At 66.1% G+C, this 18,833-nt stretch carries 23 protein-coding genes; 14 read left to right on the plus strand and 9 right to left on the minus strand.

Annotated elements, in window-relative coordinates; genetic code table 11:
• Positions 1-16: 16 nt before the first annotated feature.
• Both ACODRV_RS14125 and gluQRS read left to right on the plus strand, forming a co-directional pair.
• Positions 17-1,159 (plus strand): cupin domain-containing protein, encoded by a 1,143-nt coding sequence (locus tag ACODRV_RS14125; protein ID WP_488908739.1) that lies wholly within the window; start codon positions 17-19, stop codon positions 1,157-1,159.
• Positions 1,156-2,007 carry a tRNA glutamyl-Q(34) synthetase GluQRS gene (gluQRS, locus tag ACODRV_RS14130; RefSeq protein ID WP_488908740.1) on the plus strand — a complete coding sequence of 284 codons (852 nt, stop codon included), beginning with the start codon at positions 1,156-1,158 and terminating at the stop codon, positions 2,005-2,007. The genes ACODRV_RS14125 and gluQRS overlap by 4 nt, the downstream gene beginning before the upstream one ends.
• On the opposite strand, the gene ppk2 is transcribed toward gluQRS, so the two are convergent.
• Entirely contained in the window at positions 2,004-2,753 is a 750-nt protein-coding gene (gene ppk2 / locus ACODRV_RS14135; RefSeq protein WP_141628367.1) for a polyphosphate kinase 2, read from the minus strand. The two genes, gluQRS and ppk2, sit on opposite strands and share 4 nt — an antisense overlap.
• A 138-nt stretch (positions 2,754-2,891) precedes the next feature.
• Here ppk2 and ACODRV_RS14140 point away from each other — a divergent pair, with 138 nt between their 5' ends.
• The 3 genes from ACODRV_RS14140 to ACODRV_RS14150 all read left to right on the plus strand — a co-directional run bounded on the left by ACODRV_RS14140 (position 2,892) and on the right by ACODRV_RS14150 (position 5,250).
• On the plus strand, positions 2,892-4,022 hold the full coding sequence (locus tag ACODRV_RS14140) for a serine hydrolase domain-containing protein (RefSeq protein ID WP_488908741.1): 1,131 nt from the start codon (positions 2,892-2,894) through the stop codon (positions 4,020-4,022).
• A 45-nt stretch (positions 4,023-4,067) separates the two neighbouring features.
• Positions 4,068-4,829, plus strand: coding sequence for an extensin-like domain-containing protein (locus tag ACODRV_RS14145; RefSeq protein WP_488908742.1), 762 nt, complete (start codon positions 4,068-4,070; stop codon positions 4,827-4,829).
• A 217-nt stretch (positions 4,830-5,046) separates the two neighbouring features.
• Positions 5,047-5,250: a cold-shock protein gene (locus ACODRV_RS14150; protein WP_141627597.1), complete on the plus strand. Its 204-nt coding sequence runs from the start codon at positions 5,047-5,049 to the stop codon at positions 5,248-5,250.
• Between the two features lie 290 nt (positions 5,251-5,540).
• Here ACODRV_RS14150 and ACODRV_RS14155 read toward each other — a convergent pair whose 3' ends face one another.
• Positions 5,541-6,089 (minus strand): hypothetical protein, encoded by a 549-nt coding sequence (locus ACODRV_RS14155; protein ID WP_488908743.1) that lies wholly within the window; start codon positions 6,087-6,089, stop codon positions 5,541-5,543.
• Between the two features lie 366 nt (positions 6,090-6,455).
• On the opposite strand from ACODRV_RS14155, the gene ACODRV_RS14160 reads away from it, so the two are divergent.
• The 3 genes from ACODRV_RS14160 (at position 6,456) to ACODRV_RS14170 (ending at position 9,690) form a co-directional block, all read left to right on the plus strand.
• Positions 6,456-7,256 carry a BglII/BstYI family type II restriction endonuclease gene (locus ACODRV_RS14160; protein ID WP_488908744.1) on the plus strand — a complete coding sequence of 267 codons (801 nt, stop codon included), beginning with the start codon at positions 6,456-6,458 and terminating at the stop codon, positions 7,254-7,256.
• Between the two features lie 124 nt (positions 7,257-7,380).
• The gene (locus ACODRV_RS14165; RefSeq protein ID WP_488908745.1) at positions 7,381-8,028 is read left to right on the plus strand and encodes an MT-A70 family methyltransferase; all 648 of its coding nucleotides are present in this window, start codon (positions 7,381-7,383) and stop codon (positions 8,026-8,028) included.
• The gene (locus tag ACODRV_RS14170; protein WP_488908746.1) at positions 8,029-9,690 is read left to right on the plus strand and encodes an AIPR family protein; all 1,662 of its coding nucleotides are present in this window, start codon (positions 8,029-8,031) and stop codon (positions 9,688-9,690) included.
• Positions 9,691-9,769: 79 nt separating this feature from the next.
• Here the strand turns inward: ACODRV_RS14170 and uvrB are convergent, their stop codons facing one another.
• Positions 9,770-12,133: an excinuclease ABC subunit UvrB gene (uvrB, locus tag ACODRV_RS14175; protein ID WP_488908747.1), complete on the minus strand. Its 2,364-nt coding sequence runs from the start codon at positions 12,131-12,133 to the stop codon at positions 9,770-9,772.
• A 94-nt stretch (positions 12,134-12,227) separates the two neighbouring features.
• Entirely contained in the window at positions 12,228-13,136 is a 909-nt protein-coding gene (locus ACODRV_RS14180; protein WP_488908748.1) for a hypothetical protein, read from the minus strand.
• A gap of 124 nt (positions 13,137-13,260) precedes the next feature.
• Here ACODRV_RS14180 and ACODRV_RS14185 point away from each other — a divergent pair, with 124 nt between their 5' ends.
• The 4 genes from ACODRV_RS14185 to ACODRV_RS14200 all read left to right on the plus strand — a co-directional run bounded on the left by ACODRV_RS14185 (position 13,261) and on the right by ACODRV_RS14200 (position 15,694).
• Positions 13,261-13,770 (plus strand): methylated-DNA--[protein]-cysteine S-methyltransferase, encoded by a 510-nt coding sequence (locus tag ACODRV_RS14185; RefSeq protein WP_141628370.1) that lies wholly within the window; start codon positions 13,261-13,263, stop codon positions 13,768-13,770.
• A gap of 62 nt (positions 13,771-13,832) precedes the next feature.
• On the plus strand, positions 13,833-14,531 hold the full coding sequence (locus ACODRV_RS14190) for a hypothetical protein (protein WP_488908749.1): 699 nt from the start codon (positions 13,833-13,835) through the stop codon (positions 14,529-14,531).
• Positions 14,524-14,733 carry a helix-turn-helix transcriptional regulator gene (locus ACODRV_RS14195; protein WP_141627603.1) on the plus strand — a complete coding sequence of 70 codons (210 nt, stop codon included), beginning with the start codon at positions 14,524-14,526 and terminating at the stop codon, positions 14,731-14,733. The genes ACODRV_RS14190 and ACODRV_RS14195 overlap by 8 nt, the downstream gene beginning before the upstream one ends.
• A gap of 136 nt (positions 14,734-14,869) precedes the next feature.
• On the plus strand, positions 14,870-15,694 hold the full coding sequence (locus ACODRV_RS14200) for a sulfite exporter TauE/SafE family protein (protein WP_488908750.1): 825 nt from the start codon (positions 14,870-14,872) through the stop codon (positions 15,692-15,694).
• A gap of 8 nt (positions 15,695-15,702) precedes the next feature.
• Here the strand turns inward: ACODRV_RS14200 and ACODRV_RS14205 are convergent, their stop codons facing one another.
• Positions 15,703-16,224, minus strand: coding sequence for a retropepsin-like aspartic protease family protein (locus ACODRV_RS14205; protein WP_488908751.1), 522 nt, complete (start codon positions 16,222-16,224; stop codon positions 15,703-15,705).
• Positions 16,225-16,316: 92 nt separating this feature from the next.
• A complete protein-coding gene (locus ACODRV_RS14210) occupies positions 16,317-16,487 on the minus strand; it encodes a DUF1289 domain-containing protein (RefSeq protein ID WP_488908752.1) in 171 nt (56 codons plus the stop codon).
• A 214-nt stretch (positions 16,488-16,701) separates the two neighbouring features.
• On the opposite strand from ACODRV_RS14210, the gene ACODRV_RS14215 reads away from it, so the two are divergent.
• Positions 16,702-16,860: a hypothetical protein gene (locus ACODRV_RS14215; RefSeq protein ID WP_168196861.1), complete on the plus strand. Its 159-nt coding sequence runs from the start codon at positions 16,702-16,704 to the stop codon at positions 16,858-16,860.
• A gap of 150 nt (positions 16,861-17,010) precedes the next feature.
• Positions 17,011-17,808 (plus strand): crotonase/enoyl-CoA hydratase family protein, encoded by a 798-nt coding sequence (locus tag ACODRV_RS14220; protein ID WP_141627606.1) that lies wholly within the window; start codon positions 17,011-17,013, stop codon positions 17,806-17,808.
• Here ACODRV_RS14220 and ACODRV_RS14225 read toward each other — a convergent pair.
• Genes ACODRV_RS14225 through ACODRV_RS14235 form a run of 3 tightly spaced genes read right to left on the minus strand, consistent with a single transcriptional unit; the run spans position 17,795 to position 18,815 of the window.
• Positions 17,795-18,130 (minus strand): hypothetical protein, encoded by a 336-nt coding sequence (locus tag ACODRV_RS14225; protein WP_141627607.1) that lies wholly within the window; start codon positions 18,128-18,130, stop codon positions 17,795-17,797. The genes ACODRV_RS14220 and ACODRV_RS14225 overlap by 14 nt on opposite strands.
• Positions 18,123-18,533, minus strand: a complete 411-nt coding sequence (locus ACODRV_RS14230) for a RebB family R body protein (protein WP_488908753.1) — start codon at positions 18,531-18,533, stop codon at positions 18,123-18,125. The genes ACODRV_RS14225 and ACODRV_RS14230 overlap by 8 nt, the downstream gene beginning before the upstream one ends.
• Before the next feature lie 12 nt (positions 18,534-18,545).
• Positions 18,546-18,815, minus strand: coding sequence for a RebB family R body protein (locus ACODRV_RS14235; RefSeq protein ID WP_141627608.1), 270 nt, complete (start codon positions 18,813-18,815; stop codon positions 18,546-18,548).
• Positions 18,816-18,833 lie beyond the last annotated feature (18 nt).

The following is an 18,833-nucleotide window of genomic DNA, read 5'->3' on the forward strand; positions in this document are numbered from 1 at the left end:
CATTTAATCGTTTCGCATGCTGACCCTGGACGACATTCTGCACCCGATCACGCCCGCGCAATTCCTCGCGGAGTATGACGACCGGAAACCGCTGTATATTCCGGCGACCGACAACGCGCGCAAACGCGAGGTGCTGACCTGGTCGGCCTGGAACGGCCTGCTGAACCAGACCGCCAACTGGTCGGCCGCGTCGCTGCGGCTGATGCGGAACCATCAGGCTGTTCCGGCGGAACAGTACTGCCAGCCGGTCCAGACCCCCGACGGCATGGTCATGCGTCCTTTTCCGGCCAAGGTGGAGGTCTTCATGTCGGCGGGCGCCAGCGTGGTGGCGAATGAGGTGACGCATCTGCACCCGCCCGTCACCGCGGTCGCAGCGGCGCTGGGCAGCGCCTACGGCGCCCAGATCGGCGCCAATGTCTATTGCTCGTTCGAGGGCGTTCGCGCCTTCGGCAGCCACTATGACAACCACCACGTCTTCGTGGTTCAGACCGAAGGCGAGAAGGTCTGGAACCTCTATCAGAACCGGGCCGAAAACCCGACCGAAAACCCTGCCGACACGCCGGAGACCCGTCTGTTCTTCGAGCAGAGCCGAGGCCCCATCCTCCAGGAGGTGACGATGCGCCCCGGCGACGTCCTGTACCTGCCGAGGGGCTGGTATCACGACGCCCTCGCCAAGGACGGCCCCTCGCTGCACATCACCTTCTCCGTGGCGCCGCTCTATGGCCGCATCCTGTTCCAGTTGCTGGACCATGCGGCCATGCAGAACCCGGGCTTCCGGGCCTATCTGCCGCCCGCGCATCGGGACGGCGGCGTCGCCCTGCGCCGTCAGGTGGCGGAGATGAGCGATTACCTGAGCCGCCTCATGGCTTCCCCCGCCTTCCTTGATGAAGTGATCGCAGCCCAGGAACGGCTGGTGATCCGTCCGCCCGCCTACACCTTGCCCGTTCGCAAGCCGGTCACCCTGTACCAGACCACCGGCCGGGCCTTCCCGCCGACTTCCTCGATTATCCGCGGCGTCTACGAATGGATGATTGGCCAGCGTCGCTTCGCGATCGAGGATCTGATCGCCGAGATCGACTACACGTCCGAGACCAACGTCCGAACGGCGGTCGAGGCCGCGGTCACCGCCGGCGCGCTCGTCCGGGAACAGGCGAGGTGAGCCTGACCACCCGCTTCGCCCCTTCCCCGACCGGGCGACTGCACAAGGGTCACGCCTTTTCGGCCCTGACGGCATGGACGGCGGCGAAGGCCGGGGGCGGACGGTTCATCCTGCGGATGGAGGACATCGACCCCACACGCTGCAAGCCCGAGTATGATGCCGGAATCCTCGAAGATCTGGACTGGCTCGGGCTGGAGTGGGAGACCCCTGTGCGTCGTCAGTCTGAACATCTGACCGACTACGCCACGCTCGTCGACGTGCTGGACCGCCGAGGCCTGCTGTACCGTTGCTTCCGCACCCGCAAGGACATCCTTGACGCCATCGGCGACGCCCCGCACGGCAGTCCCGAAGCCGTCCGGCCCGGCCCGCACCCTGCCGATGAGGAGGCAGCCCTGCTGGCCGAGGGCAAGCCCTTCGCCTGGCGGCTGTCGCTGGATCGCGCGCGGGCGGCTCTCGGCGGTCGGGCATGGGATGCGCTGGCCTTTGTCGAAGAGGGCGCGGGCCCCGCCGGCGAACGCGGTCTGATCCGCGCCCGGCCCGAAACCGTCGGAGACGTCGTCGTGGCGCGCAAGGACGCCGGAACCGCCTACCACGTCGCCGTCACCCACGACGACGCCCTGCAGGGGATCACCCACGTCATCCGGGGGCTGGACCTGTTCGAGGCGACCCACATCCAGGTCCTGATCCAGACCCTGATGGGCTGGCCGACGCCGACCTATCGCCACCACCACCTGATCACCGGCCCCGATGGCCGCCGCTATGCCAAGCGGGACGGGTCGGTGACGCTGGCCCATCTGCGCTCACAGGGTGTGTCGCCCGCCGCCCTGCGGGCCGAACTCGGCGTCTAGCGGAACAGCCGATCCAGATTGTCCGCCACCGGAAAGACGATCTTCGCGTCCGGTGCATCCGCCGCTTCGCCCGGCCCGCCGATGCTGCGCAGCACGTGCCGGATGACATTCAGCCGGGCCGTCTTCTTGTCGTCGGTGGCCACGGCGGTCCAGCGCGCCGCCTTCGTATCCGTTTCTTCCAGCATCCGGTTGCGGGCGCCGCTGTAGGCGTCCCAGCGAGCCTCGGCCTCGGCGTCCAGCGAGGACAGCTTGAACCGCTTCAGCGGGTCCTCCCGCCGCTCGGCCAACCGCGTCGCCTGCTCCTGACGCGAGATGTCCAGCCACAGTTTGATCAGCACGATCCCGTCGTCCGTCAGCATCCGCTCGAAGCGCGGCGCATCCTTAAGGAACTGGGCGTGCTGTTCCGGCGTGCAGAAGCCCATCACCGGCTCGACCCCGCCACGATTGTACCAGGAGCGGTTCAGGATCACCGTCTCGCCCGCCGCCGGAAGATGGCTGACGTAGCGCTGGAAATACCACTGGCTCGCCTCGCGCTCGGTCGGCTTTGGCAGGGCCACCACCCGCGTCTGCCGGGGCGACATATATTCGGTCAGCCGCTTGATCGCGCCGTCCTTGCCCGCCGTGTCGCGCCCCTCCAGCACGATCAGGGTGCGCAGCCCCTGCTCGATGGTCCACGCCTGCGTCTCCACCAGCTTGACCTGCAGCTGCTCCAGCGCCTTGTCGTAGTCGTCTGAATTCTTGCCCATGCGCCCAACCTGCGCGCCCTGCGCCATCAGGGCAATGTTGCAGACGTGTTTCAGCACCTGCCACAAACCTTTCCGCGTTCTAACGTGTAGGCGACCGTTGATACGGCTAAGCCTGAGCCCTCGCACAGGAGACCCCGGATGATCGCTTCGCGCCGCAGCCTGCTGACCGGCCTCGCCGCCCTGCCTCTGGCGGGCGCCCTGCCTCGTATGGCCTTCGCCACGGACCTGACCGGCGCCGACGCCGCGCTGGGCGAGGTCTTCGCCGCCGCCGGACCGCCCGCCATGGCCGCGGGCGTCCTCGGTCCCGACGGGCTGGACTGGACCGGCGTGCGGGGCGTGCGGCGTCAGGGCGAGGCCGATCCGGTCACCCTGCGGGACCGCTGGCACCTGGGCTCCAACACCAAGGCCATGACCGCCGCCGTTCTGGCCCGTCTGATCGAACAGGGCCGCGCCCGCTGGGCCATGCCGCTGAACGAGGCCTTCCCCGATCTGACCCTCGACAGCGGCTGGAACGGTCTGACGCTCGATGATGTCATGCACCACCGCGCGGGCCTGCTGGACGGCCCCGTCATCAACCGCGACTGGCTGATCAGCGCCCGTGCCGACGCCCGCCCCCTGCCGGAGCAACGCCGGGCGCTGGTCGAGCGGGTTCTGGCCGCCCCGCCCGCCGGGCCGCGCGGAACCTTCGCCTATGGCAACGCCAACTACATCCTGATCGGCGCGGCCATCGAGCGGATCACGGGCGGGTCGTGGGAGGACGCCATGCGGGCCGAGCTCTACACGCCCCTGAACCTGACCAGCGCCGGCTTCGGCCCGCCGCCCGGGCGCGACAATCCCTGGGGCCACCGCCTGATCGGCGAGACCCGCACCGCCATCCCGCCCGAGACCCCCGGCGCCGACAATCCCGCCGCCCTCGGCCCCGCGGGCACGGCCCATATGAGCCTGGACGACTACGCCCGCTTCATCAGCGCCATGATGGGCGGCGCCCCCGGCTGGCTGGGCGCCGACAGCCTGAACCGCCTGACCACCCCGCCCGAAGGCGCCGCCTACGCCTGCGGCTGGGGCGTGCGCCAGCAGCCGTGGGGCGGCGTCGGCGGTCCGGGCCCGGTCATCGGCCACGACGGCTCCAACACCATGTGGCACTGCACCGTCGCCGCCGCGCCCCGGCGTGAGCGGGCCGTCATCGTCCTGAGCAACGACGGCCCCGCCGGGCGCGCCGCCTGTCAGGGCGCGCTGCAAAAGCTGATCCCCATCGCCTTCGCCCCGTAAGCTTCTCCTTGCCCGCGCCGCCCGGACGGTTAACCCTGTCCCGGCATGAAGCGCGACTTCGCCGATTTCTGGAACCTGTTGTGGGAGGCCGCGCTGGGCGTCTGCGCGGCCTTCGCCCTGCTCAACGCCTTCGCCCCGCATCAGGATCTGCCGTGGAAGCCGCTGGACCTGAACCACCCGATCGGTCAGGCCACCGCCGCCAAGGTCAGCGACTTCGAGGTCACCCGTCTGTCCGCGCCCGAGGAAGTGACCGCCGTCACCGACGCCTGCATGCGCATCCTGCGCGAGGCGGGGGTGCGGGTCGAACGGGCCGAGGACCGCGACGACGGCGGCTTCTGCGTCGTTCAGGGCGCCGTGCACCTCACCGGCGGCGACATCACCCCCCTGGCGCCCGGCGGGCTCGTCATGCAGTGCCCGCTGGCCGTCCGCTACGTCATCTGGGACCGGCAGGTGCTCCAGCCCGCCGCCCAGGAGACCTTCGGCAGCAAGGTCGCCCGCGTCGACAACTACGGCTCCTATTCCTGCCGCCGCATCTACAACTCCGACCGTCCGGACGACCGGCCCAGCGAGCACGCCCGCGCCAACGCCCTTGATGTCGCGGGCGTCACCCTCGAGGACGGCCGCCGCGTCTCCATCGCCGATGACTGGGCCGGAGACGGTCCCGAGGCCGACACCCGCGCCCGCTTCCTGAAACGCCTGCGCGACGGGGCCTGCCGCGTCTTCTCCACCGTCCTGAGCCCCGACTACAACGAGGCCCACCGCGACCACCTGCACCTCGACGGAGCCGAACGCGGCCTCTGCCGCTAGGGAAGGTAAGGCCTCGCTTACCCTTTTCGCCTTGCGAGTGAATCGCTTTGCTGTTGACCGCCGCTGTTTTGCGGGTGAGAACTTCGCCCGCAGTCCGGATTTCGCGCGGTCTCCATCCCCGTGCAGCGCTCCTTCTACTGAACGAGCTTGTCCAGATGGGCTGACGGATTCCCCGCAGGGGCATCCGCCTGGAAAAGCGCGTTTACGGAGACGCACAATGGCGACCGGTACGGTCAAGTGGTTCAACCCGACCAAGGGTTATGGCTTCATCCAGCCTGATGGCGGCGGTCAGGACGTGTTCGTCCACATCACCGCGGTGCAAAAGGCTGGCCTCGCGGGCCTCGATGAAAACGCCAAGGTCGAATACGAGCTGGAATCCCAGCGCGGCAAGACCTCGGCCGTGGACCTGAAGGTCCTCTAAGGACCGACATCCATGTCGAAACGGAAGGGCGCGGCAGCTTCGGCAGCCGCGCCTTTTTGTTTGGGCCGCGGACCGTTTCACCTCTCCATTCGCCCTCAAGGGAATGGAGAGGACAGATCGGCGTCTTCGCCGATCAGGAGAGGGCGGCGCAGGCGTCGGACGATCAGCCGCCGACACCGGTGTTCGAGACCTCTCCGGCCCTGATGGAGCCGCCCCCACCTGATCGTCGCTTGCGCGCCGATCTGTCCTCCCCATCGCCTTGAAGGGGCGATGGAGAGGTGAACCGGCCCCTATGGCACATCCTCCGCCACTCCGTCCGGCACGCCCGTCTCCTCCCGCCACGCCGCGCGGTTGGCCATCAGAATGAGCATGTCCACATAGCCGGCCCGCCGCAGGCGGCCCTCCTCATCCCAGAACCCCTCCGCCCACGGGTGTTTCTCCATCAGCCACGCCCGATCCTTCGCCGCCGCCTCGGCGCCCAGGTGTTCGGCCCGCCACTCCAGCACAAAGCCGACATGCCACAGGGGCGTGCCCACCGGCGGCCCCGCCCCCGTCATCGCCTCGGCCAGGGTCATCGCCAGCGCCCGCTGCTCCGCCAGCCTCAGTTCGAACTCCTCCAGCCGCGCCCGCGCCCACCGGTCCCAGCCCTCCACCGGCTCCGGCTTCGCATCCACCCGCTCCGGCCGCCGCCAGCTCTCCGACGCCCGCCGCCGCCACAGGTTGGCCAGCCCCACCTGATACCGCCGCGCCAGCGACGCCCCGGTCTCCCCGGCCTCCCAGCACCGCCGGATCTCGTCCCAGCTCTCATCCGAACGGATTTTCTGATCGCTCCAGTCCATGCGCGAAGGATAGACCGGCGGTACGTCAAATTTGGTCGTATGGTTCTCCCTCCCCTCATGGGGAGGGTGGCTGTCGCGCAGCGACCGGGTGGGGAGCGGCCGCCCGCCGCTCACCTCTCCATTCGCCCCCAAGCGAATGGAGAGGACAGACCGCGCAGCGGTCAGGAGAGGGCGGCTCGGTCGAAGACAGAGGAGCTCCACCTCTCCCTCCCCGCCCCGGGAAGGGGGGCCGGGTGGGGAGGGCTGGATGAGCGCCCTTCCCCTGCTTTCGTCATCCTCCGGCGAGCCGCGCAGCGGCGCAGACCGGGAGTTCCAGTGGCAAAACCAGCGTTGCCGCAGAACGGGAATCCGGTACAGGTTTCGCGCATGAGCGAAGAGAGCAATTTTGAGGAAGAGGTTTCGCGCGACGAGGTCGCCCTCGCTCCCGGCGAGGCCGCCGATCCGCAATGGCTCGTGGACAAGAAAATCCCGAAGGACCTTCGTCAGAAGTATGAGGTCTACAGCTATCGCAGCGCTGCTACGATCCTCGCTGAAAGTCACCCGAAGGAGTTCGAGGAACTGTGCGCAGCGCTGCGCGAGTTCGTCATCACGCGCGAGATCATCCGGACGGCAGGCGGCAACGAATCCGAGGTGCCGAAATTGCTGTCCGCCTCACTTCGTCCTCACGGTTGGGAAGAGACGATCATTCGCGGGGACCTTGTCGTCGAACTGATCTCCCGCAAACAGGTGGGCGTGGACGGCAAGGGCAAGCCCATCACCAAGCCTGCCAAACGCATCATCCGCCGGGATAAGTATCTGGATGGGCACAAAGTCGATTATGTCAAAGGTCGCGTGGCCTTCGACCTTGAATGGAACAGCAAGGACCAGACCTTCGACCGTGACCTCTACGCCTTTTCGGCCTTCGCCCAGACCGGCGTGATTGACGTCGGCGTCCTCGTGACGCGAGGTGGGACAGAGATGACCGAGTTCATCAAATCGCTAGGCCAGTCCCTCGACAAGAACGGGCAGCCTGAGTTCACCAAGTCCGGCCAGCCTCGAATGGTAGGGGCGAAATACGGCGCCAGCACCACCTGGATGGGTAAACTGCTCTATCGTTTGAACGCCGGTCGCAACGGAGCCTGTCCGGTGCTGGTGTTTGGCATCACCCCAAGGTGTGTCTCGGCATAATAACCCGCCTAACGACTGAAGACTGGAACAAAGTCAGAACTCGTATACGTAGGCGAGCGGTTTCGCGGTTCCGCGTTACCATCCGTAAGGTGCGACCCGATTCGTTTCGGGTGCGGAGTGACTCATGGCCTACGACGCTGAATTCCCTGATCCGAATGAAAACCTCCGCGCGTTCGCCGGTGGCCGGAAGTTCCGCACAATTCTCGCCGACCCGCCGTGGCAGTTCCAGAACCGCACCGGCAAGGTAGCGCCCGAGCACAAGCGGCTAAACCGTTACTCGACCATGGATCTTCAGGCGATCTGCGACCTGCCTGTAGCCGAGGTCGCACAGGATACGGCGCACCTCTACATGTGGGTGCCGAACGCCCTCCTGCCCGAGGGACTGGAGGTCATGAAGGCTTGGGGCTTCAACTACAAATCCAACCTGATCTGGCACAAGATCCGCAAGGACGGCGGCTCAGATGGCCGGGGCGTCGGCTTCTATTTCCGCAATGTGACCGAGATCATCCTGTTCGGCACGCGTGGCAAGAATGCCCGCACGCTCGATCCCGGCCGCAGCCAGGTCAACATGATCCAGACCCGCAAGCGCGAGCACAGCCGCAAGCCCGACGAACAGTACGAACTGATCGAGGCCTGCAGCCCGGGGCCTTATCTGGAGATGTTCGCCCGCGGCCAGCGGCCCAACTGGGCCGTCTGGGGCAATCAGGCGGATGAAACGTATACGCCGACATGGAAAACGTATGCGTACAACTCGGCGGTGGCGGCAGAATAGATGGCGGAACTCCAGCACTCGCAAATCAAGAGCAAGCTCACCGAAACGGTAATCCCGCTTCTGGACTTGACCGACATCCAAGGAGAGCCGGTTGACCAACGCGAGGCTCATGCCCTCTCGCGCGCTGTCGCGGCCACGGCCGCGCGCATAGTGTCCGATATGGACCTGAACCTAGCGGTTCAGGCTGTTGTCGATGGCGGCACCGACAATGGGATAGATGTAATCCTGTACGATCCGCAGACGAGGACTTTGTTTCTCGTCCAGTCGAAGTGGTCCGCTTCTCACGGCAGCTCGATCGACTCCGCTGGGGTTCTGAAATTCCTGCAGGGCGTCCAAGATCTAGTTTCGCTCAAGAAGGATCGGTTCAACACCAAGATACAGGAGCGCTGGCCCACGATCGAGGATGCACTCACTCGGCTAACCAGTGTTCGGCTTGTCGTCGCCTACCCCGGATCAGCCAAGATTGATCCCGACATCCAAGAAAAGATTGATGACTTCGTTGGCTCTCAGAACGACACGTCTGAACTATTCTTCTTCCAAGCAATATCTCAGAAGGAGCTATTTCAGTATTTTGTGCAAGAAGCCGCTCCACCACATATTGATTTAACCATAAAGCTTTCCCATTACGGGATAGTCGAGAGCCCATTAAAAGCGATCTACGGACAAGTATCCGCTCAAGACGTTGCACAGTGGTACAAACAATATGGAAATCAACTTTTCTCCGGCAACATTCGCCACTTCCTCGGAATAAAGTCAGACGTCAATTCTGGCATCGCAAAGACAATTAGCGAGAATCCAGAAAACTTCTGGTACTTCAACAATGGCATAACCATCATTGTCGAAGGATACACAAAACAAGCTTTTGGCGGGAACGACCGGTCTGTCGGTCTATTCGATTGCAAGAACATCACCATAGTGAATGGCGCTCAAACCGTCGGAACCATCGGACGTACGCTCCCGGCGGGTGATTCAACAGCCACCCTTCTCGTAAGGATCATCGCGGTTGACGATCCGGAATCTGACATCGGGAAGAGCATTACCCGCGCGTCCAACACTCAGAACAGGATCGACGCTAGAAACTTTGTTGCACTGGACCCCGAACAAGAGCGAATTCGCACCGAACTCTTGATCGACAATGTTGAATACGAGTATCGTGAAGGCGAACCGATCGATAGCGTGGCGGACAGCTTCGAATTCATCGAGGCAATCACGACACTGGCATGTGCGAGCAGCGAAATCTCCTACGTTGCCTTGGCTAAGGGGTATGTCGGCGGCCTCTATGTCGACATCACATCAACCCCCTACAAAGCTCTTTTCAACGGTGGAACAGTCTCCAGTCGACTCTGGAGTATAGTCAAACTTGCTCGCCGAATAGACCAAGCCGTTCGCGCTCATCACTCCCCCGATTCACCAGTGGATCGCGGGATCGTAGTCCACGGAAATCGACTACTGACCCATTGCACGCTGCGGCGATTGGCGAAATCAAATGACATCGCGAAAGCAGATTCGATTTCCGAAACAGCGGTCGCTGAATCTGCTCACACGACTTTCGACGCCGTAAAACAAGTTATTGAGGCCGAGTATCCCGACGCCTATCTCGCACCGTTGTTCAAGAACGTTGGAAAGTGCTCTAACATCAGACTTAAGGTAGAGGCTGTTTAGCCTGCCCCAGCCACACCGATGAACTCCGGATCCATCACCTGCGCGTGATCTGAGATGGCCCTTAGGCGGCATGCCCCCCTCACCGCCCCTTCCTGAACGCCTCCGCCTTCTCCGCCGCCGCTTCGGCCCGCCAGCGTTTCGGCGCGCCCTTGTCGACCTCTTCCCCCGCGCCGGTCAGGGCTTCGTTGGCGAATTCGAGGTCGAGGAGCTTCATCTTCTTGATCTCGTCGCGCAGGCGGGCGGCTTCCTCGAACTCGAGGTTGGCGGCGGCGTTGCGCATGCGGCCTTCCAGGTCCTTGAGGGCGGCCTGGAAGTTGGAGCCGATGAAGGGCTTGGCCTCCTCGGCGACGCCCGGACGGGTCAGGCGGTCCATCTCGCGGGTCTCATAGGGCGAGGCCATGATCTCCTTGATGTCGCGCTTGACCGATTCCGGCGTGATGCCGTGTTCGGCGTTGTAGGCTTCCTGCTTCTCGCGCCGGCGGTTGGTCTCGGCGATGGCGCGCTCCATCGAGCCGGTCATGCGGTCGGCGTAGAGGATGACGCGGCCGTCCACATTCCGGGCCGCGCGGCCGATGGTCTGGATCAGGCTGGTTTCGGAGCGCAGGAAGCCCTCCTTGTCGGCGTCGAGGATGGCGACCAGACCGCACTCGGGGATGTCGAGGCCCTCGCGCAGCAGGTTGATGCCGATCAGGACGTCGAATGAGCCCAGCCGCAAGTCGCGCAGGATCTCGATGCGTTCGAGGGTGTCGACGTCCGAGTGCATGTAGCGGACGCGGATGCCCTGCTCATGCATGTATTCCGTCAGGTCCTCGGCCATCTTCTTGGTCAGGGTGGTGACGAGGGAGCGGTAGCCCTTGGCCGCCGTCTGGCGGACCTCGTCGATGACGTCGTCGACCTGGTTGCGGGTGGCGCCGCTGACCGGGCGGATTTCCACCGGGGGGTCGATCAGGCCGGTGGGGCGGATGACCTGTTCGGTGAAGACGCCGCCGGTCTGGGCCAGCTCCCACTGGCCGGGGGTGGCGCTGACGTGGACGGTCTGGGGCCGCATGGCGTCCCATTCGTCAAACTTGAGCGGACGGTTGTCGATGCATGACGGCAGGCGGAAGCCGTACTCGGCGAGGGTCGATTTGCGGCGGTAGTCGCCCCGGTACATGGCGCCGATCTGGCCGATGGTGACGTGGCTTTCGTCCACGAACAGCAGGGCGTTGTCGGGGATATATTCGAAGAAGGTGGGCGGCGGCTCGCCCGGCGCGCGGCCGGTCAGCCAGCGGCTGTAGTTCTCGATGCCGGCGCAGGAGCCGGTGGCCTCCATCATCTCCAGATCGAAGCGGACCCGCTGTTCGAGGCGCTGGGCCTCCAGCAGCTTGCCGTTCTCGTTCATCCAGTCGAGCGTCTCCTTCAGCTCGGCCTTGATGCCGGTCATGGCCTGATTGAGCGACGGGCGCGGGGTGACGTAGTGGCTGGCGGCGTAGACGGTGATCTCCTCCAGATCGGCCGTCTTTTTTCCGGTCAGCGGATCGAACTCCTGGATGGATTCCAGCTCATCCCCGAACAGCTGGATGCGCCAGGCGCGGTCCTCCATGTGGACGGGGAAGATTTCGAGGGTGTCGCCCCGCTTGCGGAACATGCCGCGCTCGAAATGCACGTCGTTGCGCTTGTACTGCAGCGCGATCAGATCGGCCCGCAGCTTGGCCTCATCGATCTGGTCCCCGACCTTCAGGGTGAAGGTCATGGCCGTATAGGTCTCAACCGAGCCGATGCCGTAGATGCAGCTGACCGAGGCCACGACGATGACATCGTCCCGCTCGAGGACCGCCCGCGTCGCCGAGTGGCGCATCCGGTCGATCTGCTCGTTTATCGAAGAGTCCTTTTCGATATAAGTATCTGATTTTGGAACATAAGCTTCCGGCTGGTAGTAGTCGTAGTACGAGACGAAATACTCGACGGCGTTGTCCGGAAAGAAGCTCTTGAACTCGGAATAGAGCTGGGCGGCCAGGGTCTTGTTGTGGGCCAGGATCAGGGCCGGGCGCTGGGTCTGTTCAATGACCTTGGCCATGGTGAAGGTCTTGCCCGAGCCGGTGACGCCCAGCAGCACCTGATCGCGGTCGCCCGCCTCCGCCTGGGCCACCAGTTCGGCGATGGCCGAGGGCTGGTCGCCGGCGGGGGTGTATTTCGTCTCCAGCCGGAACGGGACGCGCTTCTTGTCGCCGGGCCGCTGCGGACGGTGTGGCGTCCAGCCCTCGGGCTTCCCCGGGGCTTCCTCGGGCGTCAGGCGGGGGCCCGCGACCGGGGCGAACATCGGCATGTGTTTCGGCTTGGCGCCCGCGTCGAAGACGAAGGGCGCCGAGGCCTCTGACACTCCTGCCGCCTCGGACCGCACATGCTCGGGTTTGCGCGTCCCCTGGGGGGTGATCTGTGTCGACGAGCGGGGAGAACGGGCCATGAACGCAATCTAGTCAGCGGAAGGGGCGCGCGCCAGTGACGCACGCCCCTTCGAGGTTGGCCTGCTGACAGCAGGTTGGCAGCAGGACAGCGCTTTAGCGGCGAATACGGGCGCGGGTTTCCAGATCGCTGATCCGGCGCTCCAGATAGGCGCGGTCGTCCGACGACGGCTGGATGCGGTTGTAGGCGGCCTCGAGACGGGTCAGGTCGCCCAGCTCGACGCGGATCTGGGCCTGCACCGTGCTGCCGAGGCCGGAAGACGACAGGGCGCGGTCGATGTTGTTCAGGCGGGTGCGGTTGTCGAGGTAGCCGCTGTTCCCGCCGCCGATCGGGCCGTCGCCGACGCGGGCGTCGAGCGCATCGAGGCGGCTGTCGAGATCATCCCGCTCCGTCGCGGTCAGGCGTCCGTCACGCAGATATCCGGCCTCGACGCGGATCAGGTCGGAATAGTCGGCCTTCAGGCGGGTCCCTTCGGTGCGGGTCAGGCGGCGGGTGCGCACGGCGGCATCGACGCGCGCCTCGAAGTCCGCGCGACCGTCCGCGACGCTGCTGCGGCCCGAGGAATAGTCCGAGCCGCCAGCTTCGACGCGCTGGGAGAACTCGCGATACCGGGCGACCAGATCGGCGCGCTCCTGTGTCGTCACCCGGCCGTCGGCGGTGTAGCGGGCCTCGAGATCGACCAAATCCTGATACTCGTCCCGCAGGCGGCGGGCCTCATTGCTGGACAGACGACCGGCGCGGACATCGGTGTCGAGCCGGGTCTGGAACTGGGCGCTCTGGTTGGACAGGGGACGGCGGCCCCGGCTCCACTCCGCCTCCAGCGAACTGGACACGCCCAGACGGTCGCCGAAAAGGGCTCCCAGAATGGCCCCGAAGGCGTCCTGCTGCTGGGTCGACTGCGGCTGTTGGGTGGAGCCGTAGGGTGTCTGGGCCATGGCCAGCGGAGCGGCGGCCAGCACGACGGCGCCTGCGGCGATGGCGGACAGATATTTGGCGGAAGGCATCAGGTCATCTCCGACCGTTGTTCGGGTCGGGGAAACGACGCCGCCCGACGATGGTTGCCTTACGCCCCGGGTGAAGGTCCGAAAGCCGCGAGCCATGATCGCGGACTCGGGGCAGGATGCAAGGATGCTGCTGACCGTCTCCACCCTGCCCTCCCCGGTCGGCCCGCTGGCTCTGGCCTGCGATGCGGAGGGGCGGCTACGCGGGGTGTCGTTCGGCGAGGGGCTGGCCAAGGTGATGCGGCGGGAATACCCGGACGTCGCGCTGGTTGACGGAGAGACGCCGGAGGCTATGCGGGTGAGGCTGGACGCTTATTTCGCGGGAGATCAGGCGGCGCTGGGGTGTATCCCGTGGTCGCTGGACGGGGCGGTCGCGGCGGACGGATTTCAGGCGCGGGTCTGGCGGGGGCTGGCGGACATCCCGGCGGGACTGACGATCAGCTATGGCGAGATGGCCAGACGCGCGGGCGAGCCGGGCGCGGCGCAGGCGGCGGGCGTGGCCCTGAACCGGAATCCGATCGCGGTGGTCCTGCCCTGCCACCGGGTCGTCGGCGCGGACGGCGCCATGGTCGGCTTCGGGGGCGGGCTGGAGCGCAAGACCTGGCTGCTCAGGCACGAAGGCGCCCTGCTGCTCTGACCGCTTGACTCATGTAACCCACAGGTGACATGTAACCCGTAGGTGACACGGGAGGCGACACCATGACGGAAACAGACTGGAAGGCGCAGGAGCGGCGGCGCGAGCTTCGCTCCCGCATCGCGGTCGCGATCTTCTGCCTGGGCATGTTCTCGGCCGTTCTGGCGGGCCTGTTCTGGCATGAGGACGGTCTCGATCCCGCGCGCCTGCTGGCCGTCGCTACGGTGGTCGGAGCAGTGGTGGCAGTCGCGGGGCTGGGCGGCCTGATCGCGTTTCGCCCGGGCGAGGCGCAGAAGCGACTGGCGCAAAGCGGCGGCTATCGGGACCGGTTGCAGCGCGACTGGGTGGCCCGGATCAACTTCCTGCCGGTGGCCATGCTGGGCCTCACCGTGATCGCCATGGCGCGGGCCGATGAGTGGCTGAGCGGCGAGGACCCGAGCTTGAGCGGCGTGTTTCTGGCCGCGGCGGCGGTGCTGAACGTGCTTCTGATCCCGGTGATGATCATGGGCTGGGACGGCGGCTCGCGGAAGCAGAAGCGGCTACTGGAGGACGAACTGACCCGCACCTACCGCGCAGACGCCATGATCCGGGCCTTCTGGGTCCTGCTGGTCGGGGTGATGGGTCTGTATCTGGTCGGCCTGTGGAACCCGCGCGTGACGGTGGTGGCGCTGCCGATGGTGCTGTGGATCGCCGCGGCGACAGCGGCGATGCGCTTCGCCGCCCTGCACCGCCGCGCCGAGCGAGAGATGGAAGACGATGGCTGATCCCCGACTGGCGTCCCGTCTCAAGGAGGCGCGGCAGGCGGCGGGTCTGACGCAGGCGGAACTGGCCGAGAAGGCCGGGGTGTCGCGCAAGACCGTCAACACCGTCGAGAACGGCGTCTTCATACCGTCCACCATCCTCGCCCTGAGCCTCGCGCGGGCGCTGGATGTGAAGGTCGAGGACCTGTTCTGGCTGACGGATTGAAGAGAGGGATTAGGGATTAGGGACCAGGGATTTAGCTGACCGAGCAGTCAGGCTTTCATTCTGCCCACTTCGCCAATCCCTAATCCCTAATCCCTAATCCCTTCTCGTCCTCACAGCGGGCAGCTAGACCGCAACCATGACCGCCCTTCCCCTGTCTGAAATCCTGATCCTGCTGGCGGCGCTGGCCGCGGCGGGATTGGCGGGCGGCGTGGTCGCCGGGCTGTTCGGCGTGGGCGGCGGGACGGTGATCGTGCCGGCCCTGTTCTATGCGTTCGAGGTGCTGGGCGTCGGGGGTGAAAGCAACCTGCACGTCGCGGTCGGCACATCCCTGCTGACCATCGTCGCGACGTCGCTGAGGTCATTGAGGGCGCACCGCAGCCACGGGGCCGTCGATGAGGCGGTGCTGAAAAGCTGGACGCCCTGGGTGGGGCTGGGCGGACTGGTCGGCGCAGGCATCGCGGGCGTGGCCTCGATGGAGGGGCTGGCCATCGTCTATGGCGTCTGCCTGGTCCTGATCGGTCTGCAACTCGGCCTGCTGCCCGAGCGGTTCACACTGGCGAAGGACCTGCCGACCGGCTGGCTGCGCCGGATCGTCGGCACGGCCATCGGCGGCCTGTCCGCCATGATGGGGATCGGCGGCGGCAGCTTCGGCGGGCTGGTGATGACCCTGTGCGGACGGCCGATCCATCAGGCGGTGGCGACCGCATCAGGCTTCGGCGTGGCCATCGGCGGCGCGGCGGCGCTGGGCTTTCTGGTGTTCGGCTGGGGCGCCGCCGGGCGTCCGCCGTTCAGTCTCGGCTACATCAACATCCCCGCCGCGATCATCATGGGCGTGCTGACCACGGCGGTCGCGCCTTGGGGCGCCAAGCTGGCGCACCGGCTGGACAAGCGGGTGCTGCGCAAGGTGTTCGCCCTCTACATGATCGGGACGGCGCTGTCGGTGGTCCTGAAGGCGATCTGAGAGAGAGATCAGGGCGTCAGGGTCAGTGCGACCGGAGTGGCGGTGAAGCTGGACAGGCGGCCGAGATAGCTCATACCGAGCAGCGAGTGGGGCAGCCCCTCCGCCACCACCAGAGCCTCGACATTCTCGACACGGGCGCCGGATACGGACACGGACCGCAGGCGCACAGGGGCGGCGGCGACCGTCCCCGAGGCGGTGACAAGCTTTGCGTCGAAGTCATCCGGCTTCAGCCCGAGCCCCAGGCGCACGGCGTCCTCCTTGGTCAGGACCATGACGCTGGCGCCGGTGTCGACCATGGCGTGGATGGCGCGGCCGTCGATCCGGACATCCGCCCAGTAATGCCCGTCCGGCTCCTTGAGAACCTGCGCCGGACCGCCGGTGGCGGGGGCGCTGATCGCGGCGGACTCGGCCGCCTGCGCCTCGTTGCGCAGACCGCTCTGATCCATCCACCACAGGACGGTCAGGGACGAAGCGACGGCGAGGCCCAGCACACCGAGAGAGGACAGGTCGAAACGCATCAGGACGCGCATCCCGCAACTACCGCCGCTTCCTGCGGCTGCCCCCTCTGTCCCACAGAGCGATTGGGATGCGGTGAAGGAGGATGGTGGACAGGGGGTTAAGCTCAGACCGGCCCCAGCTTCGCCGGATCAATCCGCGAGCGGCGGGACGAAAGCTGGGTCATGATCTCCGCGCGGCGTTCATCGCTCAGGGCGCTCCAGCCGCCGATCTCCTGCAGGGTGCGATAGCAACCCAAGCACAGCCCCGTCGGGCCGTCGACGATGCAGACCTTCACGCAGGGCGTGGCGACCGGTCGTTGAGGCTGTCGGGGAAGGTCGGACGGGTTTGATGACATCTGCGAGAAATATGGTCCGCTACCGGAGTAAAAACACTTGCAATCCGCGCATGATTATCCTACCTTCACCATGACGCGAAACGACTATGACGGTGAGACCCCCGATCAGCACGACGTGTCTCTTTTCATCGTTCAACGAAAGGAGACATCACAGATGAACGATAAGGACCGCAACCTGCAGCACGCCATGATGAGCTTTGCGCTCTGGGGCGGAATGCTCGTGAACACGAAACACACAAACGGCGCCGGCGATCGCGTGATCAGCCACCCGTCCAATTTCGTGCCGATCAAGATCGACAGGGCGCGCCGGTAAGGCGAGACCCGGATCCGAAGAACAGGAAAGCCCCGGCCCGCAAGGTCCGGGGCTTTTGCTTTGTGGCGAGTTTGCGGGTTGGGCCGCGGCGGACAAGCGACTACTGAGTCAGACCCGGGACCTGACCCGCTCGCCACTCGCCACCGTCTCATGACCCTGATCCATATCGAACGTCGCGGCCCGATCGAGCTTTGGACGCTGAATCGCGCCGACAGGCTGAACGCCCTGCCCGATCCCGGCGACGGCGCCGCCTTCGCCCGCGCCTGCGAGGCGGTGAACGCGGACCGCGCGGTGCGCTGTGTGGTGCTGACCGGCGCCGGGCGCGCTTTCTCGGCAGGCGGCGATCTGAAGGCCATGCGGGATCGGTCGGGCGCCTTCGGCGGGACAGGGCCGGACATCCGCGAAAGCTATCGACGTGAAGTGCAGCTGATCGTGCGCGCCCTGTACGGGCTGGAAGTTCCGCTGGTGACGGCGGTGAACGGGCCGGCGATGGGGCTGGGTGGCGACATCGCCGGGCTGGGCGACATTCGCATCGCGTCCGAACAGGCGTCGTTCGGCGCGCCCTTCCTGCGGCTGGGCATTCTGCCGGGCGACGGCGGCGCCTGGCTGCTGCCGCGCAACGTCGGCTACGCCCGGGCGGCGGAGATGCTGTTCACGGGCCGCACGGTGGATGCACGAACGGCGTATGACTGGGGCTTGGTCAACCGGGTGGTCCCGGCCGCCGACCTGCTGGACGAGGCGATGAAGACCGCAGGCGAAATCGCCGCGCAGGCGCCCCACGCCCTGCGTATGACCAAGGCCCTGCTGCGTCAGGGGCGCGACGCGACCTTTGACCAGATTCTGGAGATGACAGCCGCCATGCAGGCGCTGGCCCACCTGACCGACGACCATGCCGAGGGCATCGCCGCCGTGCTGGACAAGCGGAAGCCGGAGTTCAGGGGGCGGTAGACGCCTGAACTCTGGCGACCCTGAGCGCCGCATCGGTCGTGGCGATGAAGCTGTCCAGCGCCGCCCGCATGGTGCGCTCGGCCTGATCCAGAGCTCCGGAGCCGACTGAGCCGCCGCCGGGCTCCAGCGAACGGACGAGAGCGGCCGTGGCCGCGGCCTCGAACACCATCGACATCCGGCGCAGACTGCCGGCCGCGTCGCTGATCACCAAACAGGCCGTCTGGGTGGCCGCCAGCCGGAGCATGGCGTCACCGGTCCGGTCGGACGACGCGAGCAGGGCCTGAAGGATCGCCTCGTCCGCGGAGGCCTTCGCGTCAGGCACCGTCGGCGCCCTCGCCCGAACGCGGAGCCGCCGACGGCGGCGGCGTGAGCCCGCTGGACCGATACAGGGCGATCACACCCTGGGTCGTCGCAGCCTGGGCCATGATGTTCTGGTTCTGCTGAGCGGTGACCGCGTTCTCGAACATGATCCCGAGCGAGTGAGCGGCTGATTGGTACAGTGAGCCCAGAGCCATGGCCGGGGCTTCGCCCACGACCTTCACATTGGCCTGGGTGACGGCGTCGGTGATCTGGGAATTAACGGACGTGGGATAGGCCATGGTCGGGTCTTCCGATGAAAGGGCGTCAGGGATGTCACTGGCGTCAGGCGTGTCCGGAGGCGGATCGGCGTCCGTGGGTCCGGGCGCCCCGGCAGGAGCGGGCGCGGCGCGGCGGCGAGGCGGCATCGGCCGGCTCCGTCAGGCGGGCTTGTCAGCCGCGGGCGCGACCGGAGCCGCGGTCGCATCCAGGCTGTAGATCTGCATCACGCCCTGAACGGTGGCCGACTGGGCCAGAACCGCCTGCTGGTTCTGGCTGGAGACCGCGTTCTCGAACGCCAGTCCGGTGGAATGCGCCATGGTCTGGTAGAGATTACCCATGGCGACAGCAGGGGACTCGCCCAGAACCTTAACATTGCTCTGGGTGATCGCGTCGGTAACCTGATCGTTCACTGAGGTCGGGAAGGCCACGGCGTCTCTCCTGTGAAG

This window comes from Brevundimonas sp. FG8 (assembly GCF_057808845.1).